This is a genomic window from Streptomyces virginiae (assembly GCF_041432505.1).
In the GTDB taxonomy this organism is placed as follows: Bacteria; Actinomycetota; Actinomycetes; order Streptomycetales; family Streptomycetaceae; genus Streptomyces; species Streptomyces virginiae_A.
Genome location: NZ_CP107871.1, coordinates 7,102,051 through 7,124,425, shown reverse-complemented (window position 1 = coordinate 7,124,425; position 22,375 = coordinate 7,102,051). Strand labels below are relative to the sequence as shown.

The 22,375-nt window shown below is 71.7% G+C and carries 20 protein-coding genes and 1 riboswitch; of the genes, 2 read left to right on the top strand and 18 right to left on the bottom strand.

What is annotated here, in order from left to right:
- Positions 1-132: 132 nt before the first annotated feature.
- The 3 genes from OG624_RS32945 to OG624_RS32935 form a co-directional block, all read right to left on the bottom strand.
- Positions 133-1,374, bottom strand: coding sequence for an MBL fold metallo-hydrolase (locus OG624_RS32945; RefSeq protein WP_033219927.1), 1,242 nt, complete (start codon positions 1,372-1,374; stop codon positions 133-135).
- 98 nt (positions 1,375-1,472) lie between these two features.
- Positions 1,473-2,258: an SGNH/GDSL hydrolase family protein gene (locus OG624_RS32940; RefSeq protein WP_033219929.1), complete on the bottom strand. Its 786-nt coding sequence runs from the start codon at positions 2,256-2,258 to the stop codon at positions 1,473-1,475.
- Positions 2,259-2,421: 163 nt separating this feature from the next.
- Positions 2,422-3,402, bottom strand: a complete 981-nt coding sequence (locus tag OG624_RS32935) for a M23 family metallopeptidase (RefSeq protein ID WP_033219931.1) — start codon at positions 3,400-3,402, stop codon at positions 2,422-2,424.
- Positions 3,403-3,404: 2 nt separating this feature from the next.
- Positions 3,405-3,580: riboswitch (cyclic di-AMP (ydaO/yuaA leader) on the bottom strand.
- Between the two features lie 315 nt (positions 3,581-3,895).
- Between OG624_RS32935 and OG624_RS32930 the strand changes: the two genes are divergently transcribed.
- Entirely contained in the window at positions 3,896-4,687 is a 792-nt protein-coding gene (locus OG624_RS32930) for a tyrosine-protein phosphatase (RefSeq protein WP_033219933.1), read from the top strand.
- A gap of 48 nt (positions 4,688-4,735) precedes the next feature.
- On the opposite strand, the gene OG624_RS32925 is transcribed toward OG624_RS32930, so the two are convergent.
- The 15 genes from OG624_RS32925 to OG624_RS32855 all read right to left on the bottom strand — a co-directional run bounded on the left by OG624_RS32925 (position 4,736) and on the right by OG624_RS32855 (position 22,072).
- Positions 4,736-6,148, bottom strand: coding sequence for an aspartate aminotransferase family protein (locus OG624_RS32925; RefSeq protein ID WP_033219935.1), 1,413 nt, complete (start codon positions 6,146-6,148; stop codon positions 4,736-4,738).
- Positions 6,145-7,176 carry an adenosyl-hopene transferase HpnH gene (hpnH, locus tag OG624_RS32920; protein ID WP_033219937.1) on the bottom strand — a complete coding sequence of 344 codons (1,032 nt, stop codon included), beginning with the start codon at positions 7,174-7,176 and terminating at the stop codon, positions 6,145-6,147. Before hpnH ends, OG624_RS32925 begins: the two co-directional genes overlap by 4 nt.
- 5 nt (positions 7,177-7,181) lie before the next feature.
- The gene (locus tag OG624_RS32915) at positions 7,182-7,847 is read right to left on the bottom strand and encodes a phosphorylase family protein (protein WP_371640142.1); all 666 of its coding nucleotides are present in this window, start codon (positions 7,845-7,847) and stop codon (positions 7,182-7,184) included.
- Positions 7,847-10,105 (bottom strand): squalene--hopene cyclase, encoded by a 2,259-nt coding sequence (gene shc, locus OG624_RS32910; protein WP_371588810.1) that lies wholly within the window; start codon positions 10,103-10,105, stop codon positions 7,847-7,849. Before shc ends, OG624_RS32915 begins: the two co-directional genes overlap by 1 nt.
- Positions 10,106-10,225: 120 nt before the next feature.
- Positions 10,226-11,401, bottom strand: a complete 1,176-nt coding sequence (locus tag OG624_RS32905; RefSeq protein WP_202506098.1) for a polyprenyl synthetase family protein — start codon at positions 11,399-11,401, stop codon at positions 10,226-10,228.
- Positions 11,398-12,777, bottom strand: coding sequence for a hydroxysqualene dehydroxylase HpnE (gene hpnE, locus OG624_RS32900; RefSeq protein WP_033219941.1), 1,380 nt, complete (start codon positions 12,775-12,777; stop codon positions 11,398-11,400). The genes OG624_RS32905 and hpnE overlap by 4 nt, the downstream gene beginning before the upstream one ends.
- A 163-nt stretch (positions 12,778-12,940) precedes the next feature.
- Positions 12,941-13,903, bottom strand: a complete 963-nt coding sequence (gene hpnD / locus OG624_RS32895; protein WP_033219945.1) for a presqualene diphosphate synthase HpnD — start codon at positions 13,901-13,903, stop codon at positions 12,941-12,943.
- Positions 13,900-14,784, bottom strand: coding sequence for a squalene synthase HpnC (hpnC, locus tag OG624_RS32890; RefSeq protein ID WP_244290779.1), 885 nt, complete (start codon positions 14,782-14,784; stop codon positions 13,900-13,902). Before hpnC ends, hpnD begins: the two co-directional genes overlap by 4 nt.
- 409 nt (positions 14,785-15,193) lie before the next feature.
- Positions 15,194-15,976: an ABC transporter ATP-binding protein gene (locus OG624_RS32885; protein WP_033219947.1), complete on the bottom strand. Its 783-nt coding sequence runs from the start codon at positions 15,974-15,976 to the stop codon at positions 15,194-15,196.
- Positions 15,969-16,898, bottom strand: a complete 930-nt coding sequence (locus OG624_RS32880) for an ABC transporter permease (protein ID WP_033219948.1) — start codon at positions 16,896-16,898, stop codon at positions 15,969-15,971. The genes OG624_RS32885 and OG624_RS32880 overlap by 8 nt, the downstream gene beginning before the upstream one ends.
- A gap of 94 nt (positions 16,899-16,992) precedes the next feature.
- Positions 16,993-17,838: a glycosyltransferase family 2 protein gene (locus OG624_RS32875; protein WP_208869349.1), complete on the bottom strand. Its 846-nt coding sequence runs from the start codon at positions 17,836-17,838 to the stop codon at positions 16,993-16,995.
- A gap of 35 nt (positions 17,839-17,873) precedes the next feature.
- Entirely contained in the window at positions 17,874-18,653 is a 780-nt protein-coding gene (locus OG624_RS32870; RefSeq protein ID WP_078909265.1) for a CDP-alcohol phosphatidyltransferase family protein, read from the bottom strand.
- Entirely contained in the window at positions 18,631-19,692 is a 1,062-nt protein-coding gene (locus tag OG624_RS32865; protein ID WP_033219950.1) for an iron-containing alcohol dehydrogenase family protein, read from the bottom strand. Before OG624_RS32865 ends, OG624_RS32870 begins: the two co-directional genes overlap by 23 nt.
- Positions 19,680-20,432 carry a phosphocholine cytidylyltransferase family protein gene (locus OG624_RS32860; protein ID WP_266353949.1) on the bottom strand — a complete coding sequence of 251 codons (753 nt, stop codon included), beginning with the start codon at positions 20,430-20,432 and terminating at the stop codon, positions 19,680-19,682. The genes OG624_RS32865 and OG624_RS32860 overlap by 13 nt, the downstream gene beginning before the upstream one ends.
- Entirely contained in the window at positions 20,429-22,072 is a 1,644-nt protein-coding gene (locus OG624_RS32855; protein WP_371640141.1) for a DUF5941 domain-containing protein, read from the bottom strand. The genes OG624_RS32860 and OG624_RS32855 overlap by 4 nt, the downstream gene beginning before the upstream one ends.
- Between OG624_RS32855 and OG624_RS32850 the strand changes: the two genes are divergently transcribed.
- A complete protein-coding gene (locus OG624_RS32850) occupies positions 22,049-22,186 on the top strand; it encodes a hypothetical protein (protein WP_244290781.1) in 138 nt (45 codons plus the stop codon). The two genes, OG624_RS32855 and OG624_RS32850, sit on opposite strands and share 24 nt — an antisense overlap.
- Positions 22,187-22,375: the final 189 nt, after the last annotated feature.

The following is a 22,375-nucleotide window of genomic DNA, read 5'->3' as shown; positions in this document are numbered from 1 at the left end:
CTCGCACAGCAGCCCGAATGCGCCGGTCAGGCCCTGGGGGGCGCCCCGGCGCCGCCCCGCGTCGACCGGTTCGGACGCGCGTCGGCCGCCCCGACGTGCCGGGGCGGCCGTGACATCCGTCCGGAGCGCGCGCTACGAGCCGACGGACTCCTGCTTCTCCTGTCCGCCGGCCGCCGCGGATCCCACCCGTGCCGCCGTTCCCGCGACCGACCCGGCGCCCGACGCGGGTACGGCCGAGGGTCCGTCGACCGGGCCGCCCGCCGGGGCCCCGGCGACGAAGGGTCGCCACCACGGCAGGCGCGGGGCGTCGGCGGTGTTCGGCTCGAAGGGCCGGCCCGGGATCGGCAGCGCGACGGCAGCCCCGGCCCCCTCGGCCGCGGTCAGCGTGCCCTCGCCCGGCTCGTCCCACGGGTGCAGGGCCAGGTTGAAGGTGCCCCAGTGGATCGGCAGCATCGTGCCGCGGGGGGTGCCGCCCTGCAGGTCGAGGTGGGCGCGCATGCCCTCCTCGGGCGTCATGTGGATGTCGGGCCAGTACTCCGAGTAGGCGCCGATCTGGATCATGGTGGCGTCGAAGGGCCCGTGCTCGGCGCCGATCTCCTCGAATCCGGGGAAGTAGCCGGTGTCCCCGCTGTGGTAGATCCGGTGCTCGTCGCCCGCGACGACCCAGGACGCCCACAGGGTGTGCTGCTGGTTGCGCAGCCCGCGGCCGCAGAAGTGCCGGGCGGGGGTGGCCGTCAGCGAGAGACCGGCGACCTCGGTGGTCTCGTTCCAGTCCAGCTCGCGCAGCCGGTCGGCCGCTACGCCCCAGCGCTCCAGGTGCGCGCCGACGCCCAGCGGAACGGCGAAGACCGTGTCCGTACCGGCCAGCGCCTTGATCGTCGGCAGGTCGAGGTGGTCGTAGTGGTCGTGCGAGATGACCACGACGTCGACCCGGCCCAGCGAGGCCAGCGGGACCGGTACGGGGTGCAGCCGCTTGGGACCGGCGAAGGGGAAGGGGGAGCACCGCTCGCCCCACACCGGGTCGAACAGCACCCGGCGCCCGTCGATCTCCGCGAGCACGCTGGAGTGCCCCATCCAGGTGAGCCGCAGGCCGCTCGCGGGCGGTTTCGCCAGGTCCGCGAGGGTCGTCGGGTGGACCGGGATGGGCGCGGCGGGGCTGCGCCGTACCCGCTGCTCCCGATGGAAGTAGATCTTGGCGAACTCCGCCATCGAACCCGAGGGCCTGTTCCGGGCCCCGACCGGGTTCTGGAAGACGCCGTCGGCGAAGTTCGGCGAGCGGCGGATCCGCTCCAGCCGGGCACCGGACGGGTCCGCACCGAAGGCTTCGGGCCGCAGGGCACGCAGCCGCGGACGCAAGGGACGGGAGCCGGTCAAAGCGCCTCCAGGGAGGATGGGGTCAGGACGGTCGTCGCTCTACGACCATCCCAACGCACACCGACCCCGAAGGATTCCGCTTCCGGCTCCCGCGCCTGCTAGAGCGGCAGCAGGTCCGGCCGCTTCGCCTCCACGTGGTCGCCGGAGGACTCCCCGCGCAGCCGTCGTCCGATCCACGGCACGAGGTGCTCGCGCGCCCACTGGATGTTGTCCCGGGTCACGTCCACCGAGCCGCGCGGTCGCTCCGGGGGCCACGGCTGGTCGGGGTCGGCCGGTACGTCCAGCCCGAGCACCTGGGCGGCGCGCAGCGCGACCCGGGTGTGTCCCTCGGGCGAGAGGTGCAGCCGGTCCGTGTCCCAGGCCCGCCGGTCCTGTACGGACCTCAGCGACCAGAGGTCGAGCACCGGGCAGTCGTAGCGGTCGGCGATGGCGCGGACGTGCGCGCTGTACGTCGCCACCTTGCCGCGCAGGTGCTTGAGCACCGGTACGCCCCGGGTGTCGAAGCCCGTGGTGATCATGACGTGGCCGACGGCCCCGGTGAGGTCGGCCACGGCCGCCTCGAACCGCTCCGCCACGTCGTCCGGGTCGGTCCCGGGTCGGATGATGTCGTTGCCGCCCGCGCAGAAGGTCACCAGGTCCGGTGCGAGGGCCTTGGCCCTCGGGAGCTGGTCGGCCACGATCTGGTCGAGGAGCTTCCCCCGCACCGCCAGATTCGCATACCGGAAGTCGTGCTCTTCGCGCTGATCGGCCAGGAGCACGGCGAGCCGGTCCGCCCAGCCGAGAAATGAATCCCCGGGTCCCGGGTCCCCCACGCCCTCGGTGAAGCTGTCCCCGATCGCCGCGTACGAGCCGATGGTCTTGAGTTTCGTCGTCGTCGCTGCCACGAGAACCCATACTTCACTCCCGTAACCAACCTACGCCAACGTAATGAGGGGTTGACGGACCGTGATCTGTACCACGTGGGGGATAAGGAATAAGTACACGTGAGGCCGGAACCCCCCTCGGGTCCCGGCCTCACGCGTGTCGGTGGTCCGACGGCGGGTGCCGTCAGAGGCTCGCGCCCTTGGCGCGGAGGTAGGCGATCGGGTCCATGTCCGAGCCGTAGGACGGGGTCGTACGGATCTCGAAGTGCAGGTGCGGGCCGGTCGAGTTGCCGGTGGAGCCGGAGAGGCCGATGGTCTGCCCGGCGGTGACGCTCTGGCCGGAGGAGACGGAGAGCTGGGAGAGGTGGGCGTACTGGGAGTACTTGCCGTCCGCGTGCCGGATGACGATCTCGTTGCCGTACGAGCCGCTCCAGCCGGCGGAGACCACGGTGCCCGCGCCGACGGCCTTGACGGTGGTGCCCATGGCGGCGATGAAGTCGACGCCGGTGTGGTAGCCGGAGGACCACATGGCGCCCGCGACCTTGTACTGGGTGGAGATGCCACCGCCGACCGGGGCCACGAAGCCGGCGGCCGACTGCGGCGCGGCAGCCGCGGGGGCCTGGGCCTCGGGCTCGGCGGCGGTATCCGGTCGCGCCGGGGCGGCCTGCTCGGCGTGCCCCCGGACCGGCTTCGGCGCGGCCTGCGCGGCCGGCTTCGCGTCGGCCTCGGACGGGGCCTCGGGAGCCGGAGCCGCCTCGGCCTCGGACGGGGCGGGCTCACCGGGACCGCCGAGGTGGAGCTTCAGGCCCGGGTGGATCAGCGACGGGTTGCCACCGACGGCCTCGCGGTTGTCGGCGTACAGCTGCTCCCAGCCGCCGGCCAGGTGGCGCTCGGCGGCGATCTTGGAGAGGTAGTCGCCCGGCACGACGGTGTAGACGCTCGGGGCGGCGTGTGCGGCGACGGCGGGCGCCGACGGGAGGGCGAGGGGGGCCTGCGGGGCCACCGCGGGGGTCACGGCGGGGGCGGTGGCCGGGGCGCCGACCGCGTGGGCGCCGGCGGCACCGATCAGCGGCAGCGCGAGGGCCGCGCCACCGGTTCCGGCGACGGCGAAACCGCGGGAAAGGGAAAGGGACTTGGGACGGCGGTGCTTACCCTTTGCAGGCATGACGAATTCCTCTCCGGCGCCTGCGAGGTGAGCTGTCGGGTTCGGACTGGAGATGTCCGGCCGTACATGTACGAGCCATGAACGACTTCACCCCGAGCCGTCCCGGCGAAAAGATCTCCGGGCCGGCGGCTTACCTGGTTCCCCCGCTCCTGCCGCGCGAATAGGTCGGATGCGGTTTCCGGGAGGCGGCAGGATTTGGCGGTCCACCCGGATCGATCGCGAAGGTAATCCCTTGCGGCCGCAGGGAACAAGCCGTGAATTCCCTGACGGAATACCAGGCATGAGGGACCGACGGAATTACCGTCACCCTCCGTCCATTCGACACCGCCAACAGCCGCTCCGACGGGGCCATTCGCCTTTAGCGATCAGGCACTCACGGTCACCGTATGATCTGGCTCACGGGGACGTGCCCGATCTCGCCTCCGGATATGGCAAGTTGGCGCCAAACAGTGTAATTCGGACACAGGACCCACGATGTGGCGGAGGAGTTGCTTTGACCCAGCAGATACAGGAGCCGGAGCTGTCCGGAGTGCGCAATTTCCGCGATGTGGGCGGATTGCCGACTTCTGACGGACGAACGGTCAGGACGGGACGACTGTTCCGAAGCGGACATCTCGCACATGCCACCGAAAGTGATGCAGAGTTCCTCGCCTCGCTCGGCCTCCACACCATCTTCGACTTCCGCAACGTCGCCGACCACGCGCTGGAGGGGCCGGACGTCGAGCTGCCCGGCGTCCGCAACGTCAACATCCCGCTCTCGGACCCGGCCGACGGAAGGGAGTTCTGGCGGCTGGTCCGCGACGGCGATCTCGCACAGCTGCGCGAGATCCTGGGCGACGGAAAGGCCGCGGCCCGGATGTCGAACTCGTACCGCGGGATCATCCGGCAGCGCACCGCCGAGCACAGCCGGGTCGTGCACGCCTTGGCCGAGGACAGCGTCCCCGCGCTCATGCACTGCGCGGCCGGCAAGGACCGGGCCGGCCTGTCGATCGCCGTCACCCTGCTCGCCCTGGGCGTCGAGCGCGAGGCGATCGTGACGGACTACCTGGAGTCGAACGCCCCGCACCGCCGCTATCGCGTGCGCCGCACCGACGAGTCGGCGGGCGAGCGCTCCCCCGAGGTGATGGAGCTGCTCGCGCCGCTCTTCGACGCCCGCGCCGAGTACCTGGTGGCCGCCTTCGACACCATCGACGAGGTCTGGGGCGGGGTGGACCGCTACCTGGCGGAGGGCCTCGGGCTGACGCCCGAGACCCTCGACCGACTGCGCGACCGGCTCCTCGTCTGACGCGGGCGGGAACCGGCCGACCGGTTCCCCCACCGGGTGGGCGGGCCGTCAGCGCGTGGCGACGGCCTGCTTCACCAGCGTCCTGCCGAAGTCCCAGATCAGTCCGGACCCGCCGTGCGCCTCGTCCATGACCTCACGGAAGGCCCCGACGAACCGGTCCACGTCCCCCTCGTCCACGATCAGCGGCGGGATCAGCTTGATCACCTCCAGGTGGTCCCCGGAGACCTGGGTGAGGATCCGGTGCTTCTGCAACAGGGGCACCACGACCATCTGCGCGAAGAGCCCCTTGCGGGCCGCCTGCAACATCGTCCACCGGCTGCGCAGGCCCAGCGAGGAGGGTCGGCCGAACTCGATGCCGATCATCAGCCCGCGCCCCCGCACCTCGTGCAGCAGCTCGTACTCGTCCACCAGAGCGGCGAGGCGCCCGCGCAGCAGGTCGCCCATGACCCGGGCGTTCGCCACGACCTCCTCGTCCTCCATGACGGACAGGACCGCGAGGCCCGCCGCCATGGCCTGGGCGTTGGAACCGAAGCTCGCGGAGTGCACGAGCACGCGATCCATGGACGAGTAGACCTTCTTGAAGATCCAGTCCTTGCCCAGGGTCGCGCCGACCGGGACGTACCCGCCCGAGAGCGCCTTGGCCACGCACACCAGGTCCGGTTCCACGCCCGGCTCGTGCTGGTACGCGTAGAAGTCGCCGGTGCGTCCGAGGCCGGTCTGCACCTCGTCCGCGATGAGCAGCGCCCCCCGCCGGTGCAGCATCTCCTGCGCGGCGAGCAGGAATCCGGGCGGGGCGGCCAGGACCCCCTTGCCCTGGATCGGCTCGACGACGAGGGCGGCGACGTCCCCGCGTTTCAGCTCCCGCTCCAGGGCGGCGAGGTCCCCGAGCGTGATCCTCGTGTCGGGGAGCAGCGGGGCGAAGCCGTCGCGGAACCCGCTCTCCCCGTTCACCGAGAGGGAGCCCGCGGTCAGCCCGTGGAAGGCGTGGTCGCAGTAGAGGATCCTGGGGCGCCCGGTGGCGTACCGGGCGAACTTCAGGGCCGTCTCCACCGCCTCGGTGCCGCTGTTGCCGAAGAAGACGCGGTCCAGGTGCGGGCTGTACGAGAGCAGTTTCTCGGCCAGCAGTCCCGGCAGCGGTTGGCAGTCGAAGCGGGTGAGGTCGGCGAGCTGGGCGTCCAGGACGTCGTGCAGGGCCCGGCGCACGACCGGGTGGTGCCGGCCCAGGCCCATCACCCCGAACCCGGCCAGCATGTCCAGGTAGTCGTTGCCCTCGGCGTCCCAGAAGTGGGCGCCCTCGGCCCGCTCGTAGACCTTGTCGAAGCCGATGGTGTGCAGCATGCGGGGCAGCTGGTGGTTGAGGTGCCGGGCGTGCAGCTCGTACCGTTCCGCCCCGCGCTCGGCCAGCAGGGCGCCGAGGTCGAAACCTCGGCCGCCCCCTTCCTCCCGTGGCCGCCCGGTCATGCCGACGTGTCCCGGTTGCTCGCGATCGTCTCGCGGGCCGCACGCAGGGATTCCTTGAGGGATCCCATGGTGGCGAGGACGGCGGTGGGCTCGTAGCCGCAGTGCGCCATGCAGTTCGCGCAGCGCGGGTCCTTTCCGCGGCCGTACTTGTCCCAGTCGGTGTCGTTGATGAGCTCGCGGTACGTCGGCACGTATCCGTCGCTCATCAGATAGCAGGGCCGCTGCCAGCCGAAGAGGGAGTAATTCGGAATGGCCCAGGCCGTGCAGGGGAAATCGGCCTTTCCTTCCAGGAAGTCCAGGAAGAGCGGGGAGTGGTTGAGCCGCCAGCGCCGCCGGTTGCCGCCCGCGAAGGCCTTCCTGAAGAGCTCTCGGGTCTGCTCGACGCCGAGGAAGTGCTCCTGGTCGGGTGCCTTCTCGTAGGCATAGGCGGGCGAGATCATCATTTCGTCGACCCGGAGGTCGTCATTGAGGTAGTTGAGGACCTCGATGATGGTCTGCGGGGTGTCGGTGTTGAAGAAGGTGGAGTTGGTCGTCACCCGGAACCCGCGCCTCTTCGCCTCCTTGATGGCGGCGACCGCCTCGTCGAAGACGCCTTCCTTGGCCACCGACTCGTCGTGGCGCTCGCGCAGACCGTCGATGTGCACGGCGAAGGCGAAATACGGGGAAGGGGTGAACTTCTCGATCTTCTTGCGCAGCAGCATCGCGTTGGTGCAGAGGAACACGTACTTCCGCCTCGCCACCAACTGTCGGACGATCTCGTGGATCTGCGGGTGCATCAAGGGCTCGCCGCCCGCGATGGACACCATGGGCGCACCGGACTCCAGCACGGCGCCGACCGCCTGGGCGACCGGCATGCGCTGCTTGAGCACCCCGGCCGGGTGCTGGATCTTCCCGCACCCCTCACAGGCCAGGTTGCAGGCGTAGAGGGGTTCCAGTTCGACGATCAGGGGGAACTTCTCGCGCTTGCGGAGCTTCTGTTCAAGAAGATACGTCCCGACCCTGATGGACTGGCGCAGCGGCATGGCCATCTGGCTCACCTCCTGGGGAGCAGCAACGAACGGTGCCATTCATGAAACGCGGGCAGTACGGCACGCAGGACACGGAAGGCCGATATTCCCCCGCGAACCGTGCCGATACGGACGAGCTCGTGCTCCGGAGCGTCCACGATCACCCGGACGGCCGCAACCGGACGGCCGCCGCCCCGGGAGGCGGTCCACAGGGTGGCCGCGGACTCCATGTCGACCGCGATGGCTCCGGTGGCGCGCAGCTGCGCGCGCTCCTGGCCGCGGACGACGTGGTCGGATCCGGTCAGCGCGCCGCGGTGCACGGTCCGGCCGGGCGCGGCCCGGGCCAGTGCCTCGGCGAGCAGGGCGCTGCCGGTGCAGGTGACGATCCCCTGCGGATCCCGAGTCTCCTCGGCGACGACCAGGTCTCCGGGGTGCATGCCGGGGACCAGCCCGGCGCAGAACCCCGTCGCGAGGACGGCGGCCCGGTCCATTCCCGGCCGTTCCAGTGCCCGGCCGAGGGCCCGCTCGGCCGCGCGCGGGCCCATCCCGGTGCGCAGCAGGACGTGCCCGCCGGTCGATCCGTGGCCGGCCCCGCGGCCGGCGCTGCGCAGCGCCACCTGCTCGATGCGCAGCGCGCAGGCCACCAACAGCGGGTCGCTCCGGCGGCCCCGGCCCCCGTCGGCGGTGGACATCACGCCTCCCCGGCCGGTGCCGGGTGCGCTCCGGTCGGGGCGAAGGGTTCCCCGTACAGGTAGCGGCCGAGCGCGGTGAGCGGGAACACCTGTCGGTACAGGTGGTAGTTGATGGAGAAGTCCCAGGGGAAGCCGGTGCCGGTGAAGTACGGCTCGTCCCAGGTGCCGTCCTCCTTCTGGGTCTCCACGAGGTGGGCGACGCCCCGCTCGACGGCCTTGCCCTCGCGTTCCCCGGCCGACAGCAGGGCCATCAGCGCCCAGGCGGTCTGCGAGGGGGTGGAGGCGCCCTTCCCGGCCCAGGACGGGTCCTTGTAGGAGCGCTGGTCCTCGCCCCACCCGCCGTCGTCGTTCTGTACGGATTCCAACCAGCGCACGGCCCGCCGGATCGCGGGATGCCCCGGGGCCATCCCGGCGGCGACGAGGGCCGGGACCACCGAACCGGTGCCGTAGACGTAGTTGGTGCCCCAGCGGCCGAACCAGCCGCCGCTCGGCTCCTGTTCGGCCAGCAGCCAGGCGATGCCGCGTCGGGTCCGGGCGTCCGACGCCCGGCCCTCGAAGGCGAGCATCTCCACCACGTGGGCGGTGACGTCGGCCGAGGGAGGGTCGATGACCTCGCCGAAGTCGCAGAAGGGCAGCTTGTTCGGCAGGGGGCTGGTGTTGTCGGCGTCGAAGGCGCCCCACGCCCCGTTCCGTGACTGCATGCCGAGGTTCCAGGACACCCCGCGGGCGATGGCGCCCTCGATCCGGGCCGGGTCGGGGTGCTTGATGCGGCGCAGGGCGAGGACCACCTCGGCCGTGTCGTCGATGTCGGGGTAGGTGTCGTTGTGGAACTCGAACGCCCAGCCGCCGGGGGCGAGGCCGGGCCGGCGCACCGCCCAGTCGCCCGTGCGGACGATCTCCTCGCCGAGCATCCAGTCGGCGGCCTTGACCAGTGCCGGATGGTCGGGGCGCAGGCCCGCGTCGGCCAGGGCGATCGCGGCGAGGCAGGTGTCCCACACCGGGGACTGGCAGGCCTCGATCATCCGGGCGCCGTCCGCGCGCCACACCGCGAACCGCTCCAGGGACTCCAGACCGGCGCGCATCACCGGATGTCCGAGGTCGTAGCCGAGCAGGTGCAGGGCGATGACCGAGTACACGGCGGGCGGCTGGATCCCGCCCCAGCAGCCGTCGTTCTCCTGCCGTTCGACGATCCAGCGGCCCGCGCTCGCCATCGCCGCCTTGCGCAGGCGGCGCGGTGCGAAGCGCCGGTAGACGTGCAGGGCCTTGTCCATCCGCTGGAAGGCGCCGTCCCAGCTGGTCAGCGGGGCGAGTCTCCGGGCGGGGTAGGGGGTACGCGCGTCGGCGTGCAGCTCGTCGAGGGCGAAGGGGGCCGGGCGGACGGGGCGCAGCGCGGAGACCACGGTGAGCGGGACGATGGTCTGGCGGGCCCAGCAGCCGAAGTCGTAGATGTTCAGGGGTACCCAGGGCGGCAGGAAGACCAGCTCGGGCGGGAGTTCGGGCAGGTGGTCCCAGTTCCACCAGCCGAAGAGGGCCAACCAGATCCGGGTGAAGACGCGGGCCGCGGCGATCCCGCCGTGGGCCCGGATCCAGGCGGAGGCGCGGCTCATGTGCGGGGCGTCCGGCGCGTCCCCGGCGAGGCGCAGTGCGACGTAGGCCTCGATGGTGGCGGACAGTTCGGGCGGCCCGCCGTGGAAGGTGGCCCAGGTGCCGTCCTCCCGCTGTTCGCCGCGGATGAAGAGGGCGGCGGCCCGGGTGGTGGCCTCGTCCCGGATCCCGAGGAACTGCCGCAGCAGCAGGTCCTCCGCGTCCATGGTGACGTTGGTCTCCAGGTCGCCCTTCCACCAGCCCTCGGGGTCCTGGCGCTCCAGCAGGTTCCGGGTGGCACGCGCGGCGGCCTCGTACACCCCCGGCCGGACGCCGTCCGGCGGGCGGCGCAGGTCGGCGGTGGTCCGCGCCGCGTCCCGGGTCGTATCGCGCGCCGCGTCCCGCACCGAGTCCCGGACCGAGTCCCGGGCGGTGGTCCGCCCCGCCCCGGGGCGCGAGAGGCGGCCGAGCCGGCCCGGTACCCCGGGTGGGGCGTACTCGGCGCGCGGGCCGGCCCGGCCGGGCCGGGTCGGCGCCGGTGGGACCGGGAGCGGTGCCGGGGGCCCGGCGGCCAGGCCCGCGGTGCGGCCCGCGGGGCCGGGCGGCACGGCGCCCGGGGTGGATTCGCTGCCGGCGCCGGCGCTCTCGGCGCTGCCGTCGGTCGTCGCTGTCATGGCTTCCCCTTAGAACAGTGTCCTCTGCTGTGCTGGGGTCTGCCGTCGGCCGGTGCGCGCCACGTTCAGGTGGCGGCGCCGGCCGGCGACTCGCGATTCATATCCGCTGTCGGGTGGCGATCACCTCTTGCGCACGACGACGAAGTCCGCGAGGGCCACGAGCTGGTCGCGCACGCGCTGCGGCATGTCGACGTCGTCCAGGGCCCGGATCGCGATCGCGTGCTGGCGGCGCGCCTCGTCTGCGGTCCACCGGCGGCCGCCGGCCGCCTCGATGAGCGCCGCGCGGGCCGCGAACTCCTCCTCCGAGAAGTTCTCGAAGTCGCTGCTCTTGGCATCGGCGGCGAGCAGTTCGGCGAGCTGCTCGGATGCCTCACCACCGGCCGCGAGGGCGGCGACCACCGGCAGGGACTTCTTGCGCTGGCGCAGGTCGCTCCAGGTCTGCTTGCCGGTGGACTCCGGGTCGCCCCAGATGCCGAGCAGGTCGTCGACGGCCTGGAAGGCGAGGCCCAGGTGGTAGCCGTACTCCTCCAACTTGTCGGCGGTACGGTCGTCCGCGCCGCCGAGCACGGCGCCGATGGAGACCGCGCAGGCGAGCAGGGCGCCGGTCTTGTTGCCCTCCATCTCCAGGCACTCCTCGACGCTGACGCGCTCGCGGTGCTCGTAGGAGATGTCCTGCGCCTGGCCGTCGATGAGCTTGCGGCTGGCGGTGGTCAGCCGGCGGGTCGCGCGGCCGGCCTCCACGGTGCCGAGCTCCAGCAGGACCTCGTTGGCGAGGGCGAACAGGGCGTCGCCGACCAGGATGGCGAGGGCCGGTCCGTGCACCTTCCACACCGTGTCGCGGTGGCGGCGCTGCTCGTCGCCGTCCATCAGGTCGTCGTGCAGCAGCGAGAAGTTGTGCACGAGCTCGACCGCGACGGCGCCGGGGATGCCGACCTCGGCCGCGGCACCCGCGGCCTCGGCGGAGAGCAGCGCGAGCGCGGGACGCACGGCCTTGCCGCCGTCGCCGTCCGCCACGTTGCCCTGGGCGTCGATCCAGCCGAAGTGGTAGGCGGCGACGGTGTCCATGGGCGCCGCGAGCCGGTCGACGGCGGCGCGGAGCGCGGGGGTCGAGAGGGTACGACCCCGTTCCAGGAGCGCGATCGTGTCCGCCTTCTCCACGCCCCCTCCGGCTGTGCCCACACTGGCATCCGTGTTCTCGACAGCCGGGTTCCCCGGGTTCACTGGCTCTCCTCTTGTTCCTGTACGTGCTGTGCTGGTGGTGCTGGTGGTGCCGGTGCTGTTGATGGTGCTCGTCATGCCGCCTCCTGCAGAGGGTGTTCGCGGTGGCGGCCGAGCGCGGCGAGTGCGGCGTGGGCCGCGCTCAGTCCGCTCCGGACGGCGCTCTCCATGGTCGCGGGCCAGCCCGTGGCAGTCCACGCACCGGCGAGGTAGAGCCCCGGCGTGTCGGTGTGCGCCCCGGGGCGCAACCGGCCGACGCCGGGGGTGGGGGCGAAGGTGGCCGTCCGCTCCCGGGTGACGAAGAAGTCCCGTACCTTGGCGCCGCGCGCGGCGGGCAGCAGTCGCTCCAGCTCGGGCAGGTACTTGGCACGCAGGATCGAGACGGGCTCGTCGATGTCGTCCTGGGCCACGGACTGGGACAGCGCCAGGTACTGGCCGCCGTCCGGGAGTCCGGAGGACTCGGTGCGGTCGAAGACCCACTGGACCGGGGAACCGAGGGCGGCGAAGAAGGGCTGCTTGAGCACCTTGCGGTCGTAGACCACGTGGACGTTGAGGATGGGCGCGGTGCCGATGTCCAGGAGCTTGTCGGGGTCGGGGAGGGCGCCGGCGGGCAGCAGTCCGTGCGCCTCGCGCTGCGGGACGGCGAGGACGACGGTGCCCGCCTCCAGGCACTCCTCCTCGGTGTCGATCCGCCACGCGCCCTCGGGCATGCGCGAGATCTCCGTGACCCGGGAGCGCAGCTCGGTGCGTACGCCGGCCGCGTCGAGGGCCTTGCGGGCGAGGGTGTCGTGCAGTTCGCCCAGGGGGACCCGGGCCCAACCGATGTCTGCGGCTCCGTTCTCGGAGAGCAGGCCGGTCTTGAAGACCATGGCGGCCAGGCCCAGCGAGGACTGTTCGGCGGTGGCGTTCAGGGTGGCGACGCCGACCAGGTCCCACAGCGCCTCGATCGTCCGGGCGGACTGCCCGTAGCGGCCGAGCCAGGTCGCGAAGTCCAGGCCGTCCAGCGCCGGATCGGCGGGGTCCAGGCGGCGCAGCGCGAGGGCGGCGCGGCCGACGCTCAGACGCTCGGCGAAGGAGAGGTGCGGGTAGCGGGCGAGCGATCCGGCCAGGTGCAGGGGCACGGGCAGGGCGCTGCGGCGCAGCCGTCCCAGGCGCGGACCGCCCTTGCGGGCGACGTCCAGGACGGGGACGTCGAGCCGGTCCTGCAGGGGCGCGAGGGCGGCGCCGTCGACGCGGTCGAGGAACCACCGGTAGGCGGTGCAGCACCGCAGGTAGACGTGCTGGCCGTTGTCGACCTCGAGGTCGCCGCGCTTGAAGGAGAAGGCCAGTCCGCCGAGCCGGGGACGGCCCTCCAGCAGGGTCACGCGGAGCCCGGCGTCGGCGAGTTCGAGGGCGGTGGTGACGCCGGCGAGTCCGCCGCCCACGACCACGGCGTGCTCTTCGAAGCCGGTCATGCGCCCTCCCCCGTGGTGCGGTGGCCCTCCGGGCCGGCCGGACGGTACCGAGCGGGCGCCGCGGCCGTGCCCGGCGCGAAGTCCCTGGGGAGAGACGCGGCCGCCCGCTCGGTGGTTGCCCGGGTCCGGATCCGGCCGGGCCCGGCGAGAGCGGTCGTGGTCATCAGGCTCGCCTCCGGGTGTTCTGGCGGGAGACGGTCCGCGCGTCGAGGCCGGACAGGCCGCGCACGGCCACGTACGCCTTCTCGTGCGGCGGCAGCGACACGCGGCCCCGCAGCACCGCCTCCGGCTCGCGTTCGATGCGGTCCAGCAGCCGCCGGTAGATGCCGGCCATGGCGGCCACGCAGGCGCCGCTGCGCCGGTCGAGCATCGGCAGCAGCCGGTAGCCCTCGGCGAACAGGGCACGGGCGCGCCGGACTTCGTGGTGGACGAGCCCGGCGAAGTCGGCGCCGGTGGGCATCCGTTCGCTGCCGAAGCCTTCCGAGCAGCCGAACTTGGCGAGGTCCTCGGCGGGCAGGTAGGTGCGCCCGTTGCCGGCGTCCTCGCGAACGTCCCGGAGGATGTTGGTGAGTTGCAGGGCGAGGCCGAGGGTGTCGGCGTACTCACCGGCGCGCTCGGCGTCGGCCGCCGCGAGGCCCGAGCCGTTCACCGTGCCGAACACGCCGAGCGAGAGCCGCCCGATGGCCCCGGCCACACAGCGGCAGTAGGTCTTGAGGTCGTCCCAGGTCTCGTAGGTCTCGCCGCGGACGTCCATCAGGACCCCGTCGATGAGTTCGTCGAGACCGCCGAGCGGGATGGGGAAGCGGCGCGCGGCGTGCGTGAGGGCGACGGCCACCGGGTCGGTGTCGTCCTCGGCGATCTCCTCGGCGCGGATCCGCCCGAGCAGGGCGCGGGTCTCCTCGAGCCGGGCGAACTTGGCCTCGGGCGCCAGCGCGCCGTCGCCGATGTCGTCGACCCGCCGCGAGAAGGCGTACAGCGCGGACATCGCCTGCCGCTTGTCGGTCGGCAGCAGGCGGATGCCGTAGGCGAAGTTGCGTGCCTGGGCACCGGTGACGGCCTCGCAGTAGCTGTAGGCGGCCTGGACCGGTGCGGAAGCGTGTGTGAGGCCCTCCACGGTCGGGCTCACCCCTTTCTCGGCGCTGTGCGCAGGACGGCGGCCACCTCGCGGAGCAGGCCGCTCTTGGTGGGCTTGGGCGGGCCGGGGAGTACGTCGAAACCGGCGGCGGTGACGGCTCGCAGAGCCGCCCGCCCCCCTCCCACGAAGCCCGCGAGCAGCAGCCGGAGTCTGCCGTGCACGCTACCCACGAGCGGGGTGCCTTCATTCAGCAACTCGCGTGCGCGCTCGGCCTCGAACGCGATCAGGGAGCGTACGGAGGCGCCTGCGGACGGGGCCGCGAGCTCGGCCTCGGTCACGTGGAAGCGGCGCATGTCCTCGGCGGGCAGGTAGATCCGGTCGCGGCCGAGGTCCTCGGCGACGTCCTGGATGTGTTCGACGATCTGCAGGGCGGTGCAGACGGCGTCGGAGCGGCGGACGCGTTCGGGGGTGCTGGTGCCGGTGAGGGAGAGCACGAGGCGGCCGACCGGGTTCGCGGACAGCTCGCAGTAGCCGACCAGGTCGGCGTAGGTCTCGTAGCGCGTGACCCGCTGGTCCTGGCGGTTGGCCTCGATCAGCCCGAGGAACGGCTCGGGGGTCAGGTCGTGGGCGCGGACGACGGGCCGGAGGGCCTGCAGCAGCGGGTGCCGCGGGGGGCCGTCCGTGCCGCCGAACACCCGGTGCAGGTCCGCCTCGAGGGCGTCGAGCATGGCGGGCCGGTCGTCGACCGCGGCGGGGTCGAGTCCGAGGAGTACGGCGTCGTGTCCGCCGGGGGCGAGGTCGCCGTCTCCGATGTCGTCGACGAGGCGGGCGTACCCGTAGACGGCCGTCAGTCCGTCGCGCCAGGCGCGGGGCAGGAAGACGGGGGCGACGGGGAAGTTCTCCGCCGCCGCCTTGTCGAGGGTGGCGCTCACGTGGACCGGGTCGGCCAGGGGTCGGATGCCGTGCCCCGGGGTCACCGCCCGCCGCCCGGGGCGGGGACGGCCGTCGTGCCTGGGGGCCGGAGAATTCCCGTAGCCATTGCCGTCACATCTCCCGTTCTACACTGCCGACCCATTACATCCTATTTCGGACACGCCGCCGGGGGATTCCCCGGGCTGCCCCAAGGCCCTTCACCTGCGGGGAATCGTCCCCTCTTGCCGCGATTGGGGACCGCCTCAGCTTACGCTGTAGAACGTCGCGGAGCCCTCCGGGGTATTCGCTCCGCCACCGAATGTCGCCGCGAAATGCGAGAACACGATTGAGGCCCCCGCCGCGCTGAGCGGCGGGGGCCTTCGGGTGAAGCGGAAAAGCGCCGGAAGAGGGCGCCGCGCGACCCGGAGGTCAGCCGTTGGTGGCCTTCTCGTATGCCGAGACGACTTCCTCGGTGGGCCCGTCCATCAGGAGCTCACCCTTCTCCAGCCACAGCACGCGGTCACAGGTGTCGCGGATGGACTTGTTGTTGTGGCTCACCAGGAAGACCGTGCCGGCCTTCTGCCGGAGTTCGCGGATCCGGTCCTCGGAACGCACCTGGAAGCTGCGGTCACCGGTGGCCAGCGCCTCGTCGATCATCAGAACGTCGTGGTCCTTGGCCGCCGCGATGGAGAAGCGCAGGCGCGCCGCCATACCCGAGGAATAGGTGCGCATCGGCAGGGAGATGAAGTCGCCCTTCTCGTTGATGCCCGAGAAGTCGACGATGCTCTGGTAACGCTGCTTGATCTGCTCGCGGCTCATACCCATCGCGAGACCGCCGAGAACGACGTTCCGCTCGCCGGTGAGGTCGTTCATCAGGGCCGCGTTGACACCCAGCAGCGAGGGCTGGCCGTCGGTGTAGACCTTGCCCTCCTCGCAGGGCAGCAGGCCCGCGATGGCGCGCAGCAGGGTGGACTTGCCGGAGCCGTTGGAACCGATGAGGCCGATGGCTTCGCCGCGGTAGGCGGTGAAGGAGACCCCGCGCACGGCGTGGACCCGCCGGACGCCCGGGGCGTCGCCCTTCTTCCGGCGGACTATCTTGCTGAGCGCGGCGGTGGCCGCACCCCTGCCGCTGCTGCCGGTGTTGACCCGGTAGACGATGTGGACGCCGTCCGCGATCACGGTGGGGACGCGCCCCTGGGTGTTGTCAGCCACGGCCGTAACGCTCCTCAGACTTCCAGAAGTACACGAAGCCACCGATGCCGATCACCACGGCCCAGCCCACGGCGAAGGCCCACACGTGCGGGGGCAGGTTGCTGCTGCCGTAGTCGTCGATCAGCGCGAACCGGATGAGGTCCATGTAGATCGCGATCGGGTTCCACAGCAGCACGTCACTGATCCACTGCGGCTGGTCCTTGAGGTAGACCCCGATCGGGAACATGACGCCGGAGGCGTACATCCAGGTACGCATCACGAACGGCATCAGCTGCGCCAGGTCGGGGGTCTTGGAACCCGCCCGCGCGAAGATCATGGCGAGGCCGGTGTTGAAGACGAACTGCAACGCCAGGGTCGGGATCACCAGCAGCCAGGAGAGCCGCGGGTAGTTGCCGAAGGCGACGGCGATCACGAAGACGACGATCATCGAGTACAGCAGCTGCTGGAGCTGCTGGAGCGAGAAGGACACCGGCAGGGAGGCGCGCGGGAAGTGCAGCGCCCGGACCAGCCCGAGGTTGCCCGAGATCGCCCGGACGCCCGCCATCAGCGAGCTCTGGGTGAAGGTGAAGACGAAGATGCCCATCATCAGGAAGGGGACGTAGACGCCCTTGGGCATCTCCCGGCCCGCGCCGAGGATCAGGCCGAAGATCAGCCAGTAGACGGCCGCGTTCAGCAGCGGGGTGGCCACCTGCCAGACCTGGCCGAGCTTCGCCTGGCTGTACTGCGCGACCAGCTTGGCCCTGGAGAAGGCCATGATGAAGTGGCGCCGGCCCCAGAGCTGCCGCACGTACTCGCCGAGGCCCGGCCTGGCGCCGCTGACCGAGAGGCCGTACTTCCTGGCGAGCTCCGCGGGGCTCAGCCCCGCGTCGTCGGACAACGGCCTGCTCGTGGCGAGGGCGCCGTCGTGGGTTGTGTCACTCACAAGTTGAAACTTTCGTCTTCAAGATGCGGCCAGGTGGGCATCAGGCTGGTGGCTCGAAGCCCGTGATCGCGTCATGTTCCCAGACGCGAGCTGGTCAGATGACAGGAGGTCGACCCAGTCGGGTCAACCGCCAGACCGTTCGCCATCTCATCGGGCGGCGGGGTCCACAGGGACTGGTCCATCCCTCGCGGAAACCGCCGAACCAGGCCTTGAGCGCGGGTACCGAGGGCTTCCGTACGAGCGTCAGCAGGAGCCAGACGCCCAGGTAGACCGGGACCAGCGGGGCGGGCAGGTTACGGCGGGCGAGCCACACCCGGTTACGAGCAACCATACGGTGATAGACCGCGTGCCGGGAGGGGGCAGTGGTCGGGTGCAGCAGCACCATGTCCGAGCGGTAGTCGATCAACCACCCTGCGTCGAGGGCCCGCCAGGCCAGATCGGTCTCCTCGTGCGCGTAGAAGAACTCCCCCGGCAGCGCTCCGACCTGCTCGAACACCGTCGTGCGGACGGCATTGGCGCCGCCCAGGAAGGTGGTCACGCGCGACGAGCGCATCGGGTCGGAGGCGCGCAGCCGCGGCACGTGCCGGCGCTGCGTGACGCCCGTCTCGGGGTCGGCGATCCGGAAGCTGATGATCCCGAGCGCGGGGTCCTCGGCGAAGGCCTGCCGGCACAGCTCGGCGGTGTCGGTGCGCTCCAGCAGACCGTCGTCGTCCAGGAAGAGCAGCACGTCCACGTCGCGACCGCCGGGGCCGAAGGCCTCGATGCCGACGTTGCGTCCGCCCGGGATGCCCAGGTTCTCGGGGAGGTCGATGCTCCGGACGCCCTCGGGCAGGCCGGTGACCCGCACGCCCTGGCCCACGACGACCACGTCGATCGGGGCGCCGTCCTGGCGGGCCACCGAGTCGAGGAGCGCCTTGAGCTCGTCGGGCCGGTTGCCCATGGTGATGATCACGGCGCCCAGCCGCAGCGGGGCACTCACTTGAGCCTGCTGGAGGCGAGGATGGACACCAGGTGCAGCACGGTCTGGAGCATCGCGATGCCGGCCAGTACGGCGACACCGACGCGGGACCAGTACAGGTCGCCCTGCACCTGGTCGACGACGGCCAGCACCAGGATGAGCAGCGAGGCCTCGATGCCCAGGATCAGGCGGTGGAACTTGAGCGCGGCGGCGGCGCGGCGGGCGAAGGCCATGCCCTTCGCGCGCGGCTCGGCGGCCGCGTCCTTGACCACGGGCTTGCCGGCCTGGTGACGGGCGACGCCGACCAGGTCGGTCTCGGCCTTGATCAGGATGGCGCCGAGTGCGGCCAGGGTGCCGAGGAAGGCCCACAGCCAGTCGGCGCCGCCGGGGCCCCAGAGGTCGGCGGCGCGCAGGCCGAAGCCGACGAGGACCGCGGCGTCGCACAGGTAGGCGCCGACCCGGTCGAGGTAGACGCCGGAGAGCGAGAACTGCTTCTTCCAGCGGGCGACCTCGCCGTCGACGCAGTCGAGCAGCAGGTACATCTGGACCGCGACCACGCCGAGGACGGCGCCCAGGATGCCCGGCACCAGCAGGGCCGGGAGGGCGAGGACGCCGGCGAGGGTCATCAGGTAGGTCAGCTGGTTGGGCGTGACCTTGGTGGTGACCAGGTGGCGGGTGATGCGCAGGGAGATCTCGCGCATGTAGAGGCGCCCGCCCCAGTGCTCGCCGCTGACCCGGTCCTTCACGCCCGCGGGGTGGACGACGGGCCGCAGTTCAGCTACGGATGGTCTTGACATAGTCGGCGTAAGCGTCCCTGATCTCGGCGGCGGACAGGTTGAGGTGCTCCAGGATCGTGAAGCGTCCCGGGCGGGTCTGGGGGGCGTACTCGACGGCCGCGACGAACTCGTCGACGCTGAAGCCGATCTCCTCGGGCCCGACCGGCAGACCGTGCCGGCGCAGCACCTCGACGAAGAGGCCGGACGTCTCGGCGGCTCCCCGCAGGTGCATCGCGAAGGCGGCGCCGATGCCGACCTGCTCGCCGTGGAGGGCGGAGCGGCCCGGGTGGAGCAGGTCGAAGGCGTGGCTGATCTCGTGGCAGGCGCCGGACGACGGGCGGGAGTCCCCGCTGATCGACATGGCGATGCCGGAGAGCACCAGCGCCTCGGAGAGCACGGTGAGGAACTCGTCGTCGCCGCAGCCACCGGGGTGGCGCAGCACGGATTCACCGGCGGTACGGGCCATCGCGGCGGCCAGGCCGTCGACGGGCTCGCCGTTGATCTTGTGCGAGAGCTCCCAGTCGGCGATCGCCGAGATGTTGGAGATCGCGTCGCCGATGCCGGCGCGGATGAACCGGACCGGGGCTTCCTTGATCACGTCGAGGTCGATCACCATGGCGATCGGCGTCGGCACACCGTAGGAACCGCGGCCGTTGTCGTTGTCCAGGATGGACACCGGCGAGCAGATGCCGTCGTGCGAGAGGTTGGTGGCGACGGCCACCATGGGCAGCCCGACCCGCGCCGCGGCGTACTTGGCCACGTCGATGATCTTGCCGCCGCCCAGGCCCACGACGGCGTCGTAGCGGCGGCCCTTTATGTCGTCGGCCAGCTTGACCGCGGAGTCGATGGTGCCGTCGACGACGGCGTACCAGTCGGCGTGCGGCAGCACGGGCTCCAGCCTGGCGCGCAGCGCCACGCCGGAGCCCCCGCTGATCGCGATGGCCAGCTTGCCGGAGGCGGAGATCCGCTGGTCGGCCAGGAGGCCGGCCAGGTCGTCCATCGCCCCGCGACTGATGTCGACGACGACGGGCGAGGGGATGAGCCTCGTCAGTACTGGCATGCGATCGTCCGGCCCTTGGCGAGGTCGTCGTGGTTGTCGATCTCGACCCACTTCACGTCGCCGATGGGGGCCACGTCGATGGTGAAGCCGTCGTTGACGAGCTGCTGGTAACCGTCCTCGTAGTAGAGGTCGGGGTCGCGCTCGAAGGTGGTCTTCAGGGCCTCGGCCAGTTGCTCGGCGGCCTCGGGCTCGATGAGGGTGACACCGATGTACTCGCCGGTGGCGTCCGCGGGGTCCATCAGCTTGGTGATCTTCTGGACGCCCTTCCCCTCGGCGGTGACGACCTTCATCTCCTCGTCGGCCAGGTTCTTGACCGTGTCGAGGGCGAGGATGATCTTCTGGCCGTTGCCGCGGGCGGCGAGCAGGGTGCGCTCGACCGAGACCGGGTGGACGGTGTCGCCGTTGGCGAGGATCACACCCTGCTTCAGGACCTCACGCGCGCACCACAGGGAGTAGGCGTTGTTCCACTCCTCGGCCTTGTCGTTGTCGATCAGCGTGATCTTGACGCCGTACTTGGCCTCCAGGGCCTCACGACGGGCGTACACGGCTTCCTTGCGGTAGCCGACGACGATGGCGACCTCGGTCAGGCCGACCTCGGCGAAGTTGCCCAGCGTGAGGTCGAGGACCGTCAGACTCTCCTCGTCGCCCTCGGGGCCGACCGGCACGAGCGCCTTGGGCAGGGTGTCGGTGTAGGGACGCAGACGGCGTCCGGCACCGGCAGCGAGTACAAGGCCGATCATGCTGGTTCTCCTTCGTCATGTACGGCGGGTGCTCCGGAGGAGACCCAGAATCGGATGCTCTCCACGAGCACCACGAGTGCCACGAACACGGCCATGACCGTGAGCGCGACGGGGAAGTCCGCTTCGCGCGATACGAGGACGGCCGCCAGGGCCGTGATCAGCAGGACCCGGCCTTCGTGGCCGCCGATCGTCCGCACCAGCCAGTGCGGGGGCGCGCCGGTGCCACCGCGAATGCGGTACACCGTGTCGTAGTGATGGTAGGCGACCGCCGCGATCAGGCCGAATGCCGCCGGAAGGGCCCCGGGGACGTCCGCCTTGACGGCGAGCGCGAGGGCGGTTACGTACTCGGCGGCCCGGAACAGCGGCGGGATCAGCCAGTCCAGGGCGCCCTTGAGGGGCGCGGCGACGGCGAGCCCGGCCGCCATGACATAGATCACCGCGACGGCGATCAGCCGGGGGTCGCCGAACGGCAGGAACACGGCGCCCGCGATCATCACCAGCGTGCCGAGGGCCGCCACGTACACGGAGCCGAAGGATCCGGAGCGGCCGCGCAGCAGGCGGGCCTGGAGCTCGGCGAGCGGGCCCGAGTCGGCCAGGTCGGCCAGCGCCTGGGCCGCCCGGTCGGTGCGGGTGGCCTTGCGCGTCAGGGAGCGCAGGACCCGGCCGGCGGTGGTGTAGAGCGCTCCGAAGGCGCAGCCGACCAGCAGGGCGTAGAAGACGATCCGGGGGGTGGTGAAGGCGGTCAGGACCGCGATCATCGCCCAGCGCTCACCGATCGGGAGGATGATCATCCGGCGGACCCACACGGTCCAGCCCACGCTGTCGAGCCGGCCGGACAGGGCGGCCGTGGGAGACGTGTTCGCGGTGGCGTCGTGGTTGGCCTCGTTGAAGGAGAAGTCCACGACGTGCCGGCAGGTCATCAGGATCATGGAGCCGACGGCCAGGGCCCAGACGTCGTCGCCGTTCCTGGCCGCGCCGAGCGCGAGGCCCGCGTAGAAGGCGTACTCCTTCGCGCGGTCGAAGGTGGCGTCGAGCCATGCGCCCATCGTCGAGTACTGGAGCGAGTAGCGGGCGAGCTGCCCGTCGGTGCAGTCCAGTACGAAGGAGACGAGGAGCAGCACACCGGCCGCCACGTAGCCCCAGCGTTCGCCGGTGGCGGCGCAGCCGGCCGCGATCAGCGCGGTGATCAGCGAGGCGGTGGTGACCTGGTTCGGGGTCAGGCCGCGGCGCGCGCACCAGCGGGCGATGTAGCGCGAGTACGGGCTGATGAAGAAGGTGGTGAAGAAGCCGTCGCGGGACTTCACGGCGGTCCGCAGCCGTACTGCCTCGTCGTCGACGGCGGCGACGGCTGCGGTCGCCGCGTCCCGCTCCGCGCGAGCGATGGGGACGGCGGCGACGAGCGTGCCCAGTTCGGGGCGCTGGACGGTGGTCCCGGCGGCCTCGACGGCGGCCGCGAGCCGGTCCGCGTAGGGGATCGCCTCGTCGGCGCCGCTACCGGCGGCCTCGGCGGCCGCCTTGTCGAGGGCGCCGCGGGCCCCGGCCTGGACGGCGAGGGCGCCGGTGACGGCGCAGGCGTCGAAGCGCGGGTCGGTCAGCGCGAGGCGCAGCGCGTGCACGTGCCCGACGAAGGCACTGTCCACGACGGCCACCCGCTGGTCGGCGGGTACGCCCGCCAGCGCGGCGGCGGCGTCCTGGGGACCGGCGGCCGGGCGGACGTCGAAGCCGAGGGAGCGCAGCTCGTCCGCGAGCGGTGATCCGGGGACCGGCAGGCCGGTGAGGATGACGGTCGGCAGACGAACTCACTCCTTGTAACGGATTGCGAACGCGCACCCTTATGGGGCGGCAGCACGTCGGCAGAGGCTATCGGATGAATGGAAGCAGGGGTTCACCACCCGTTTACGCCCTGATAAGCCGAATATTCGGGCCCCGGGCCGGGTTCCGAT

What these genes read in the sequence shown, in the direction of transcription:
- OG624_RS32935 (WP_033219931.1), bottom strand. Translation starts at nt 3,402, where the DNA reads ATGCCTGCAAAGGGTAAGCACCGCCGTCCCAAGTCCCTTTCCCTTTCC.
- OG624_RS32925 (WP_033219935.1), bottom strand. Translation starts at nt 6,148, where the DNA reads ATGACCGGGCGGCCACGGGAGGAAGGGGGCGGCCGAGGTTTCGACCTC.
- OG624_RS32870 (WP_078909265.1), bottom strand. Translation starts at nt 18,653, where the DNA reads ATGTCAAGACCATCCGTAGCTGAACTGCGGCCCGTCGTCCACCCCGCG.
- hpnE (WP_033219941.1), bottom strand. Translation starts at nt 12,777, where the DNA reads ATGACCGGCTTCGAAGAGCACGCCGTGGTCGTGGGCGGCGGACTCGCC.
- shc (WP_371588810.1), bottom strand. Translation starts at nt 10,105, where the DNA reads ATGACAGCGACGACCGACGGCAGCGCCGAGAGCGCCGGCGCCGGCAGC.
- OG624_RS32875 (WP_208869349.1), bottom strand. Translation starts at nt 17,838, where the DNA reads ATGGGCAACCGGCCCGACGAGCTCAAGGCGCTCCTCGACTCGGTGGCC.
- OG624_RS32905 (WP_202506098.1), bottom strand. Translation starts at nt 11,401, where the DNA reads ATGACGAGCACCATCAACAGCACCGGCACCACCAGCACCACCAGCACA.
- OG624_RS32865 (WP_033219950.1), bottom strand. Translation starts at nt 19,692, where the DNA reads ATGCCAGTACTGACGAGGCTCATCCCCTCGCCCGTCGTCGTCGACATC.
- hpnH (WP_033219937.1), bottom strand. Translation starts at nt 7,176, where the DNA reads ATGGCCATGCCGCTGCGCCAGTCCATCAGGGTCGGGACGTATCTTCTT.
- OG624_RS32860 (WP_266353949.1), bottom strand. Translation starts at nt 20,432, where the DNA reads ATGATCGGCCTTGTACTCGCTGCCGGTGCCGGACGCCGTCTGCGTCCC.
- OG624_RS32915 (WP_371640142.1), bottom strand. Translation starts at nt 7,847, where the DNA reads ATGTCCACCGCCGACGGGGGCCGGGGCCGCCGGAGCGACCCGCTGTTG.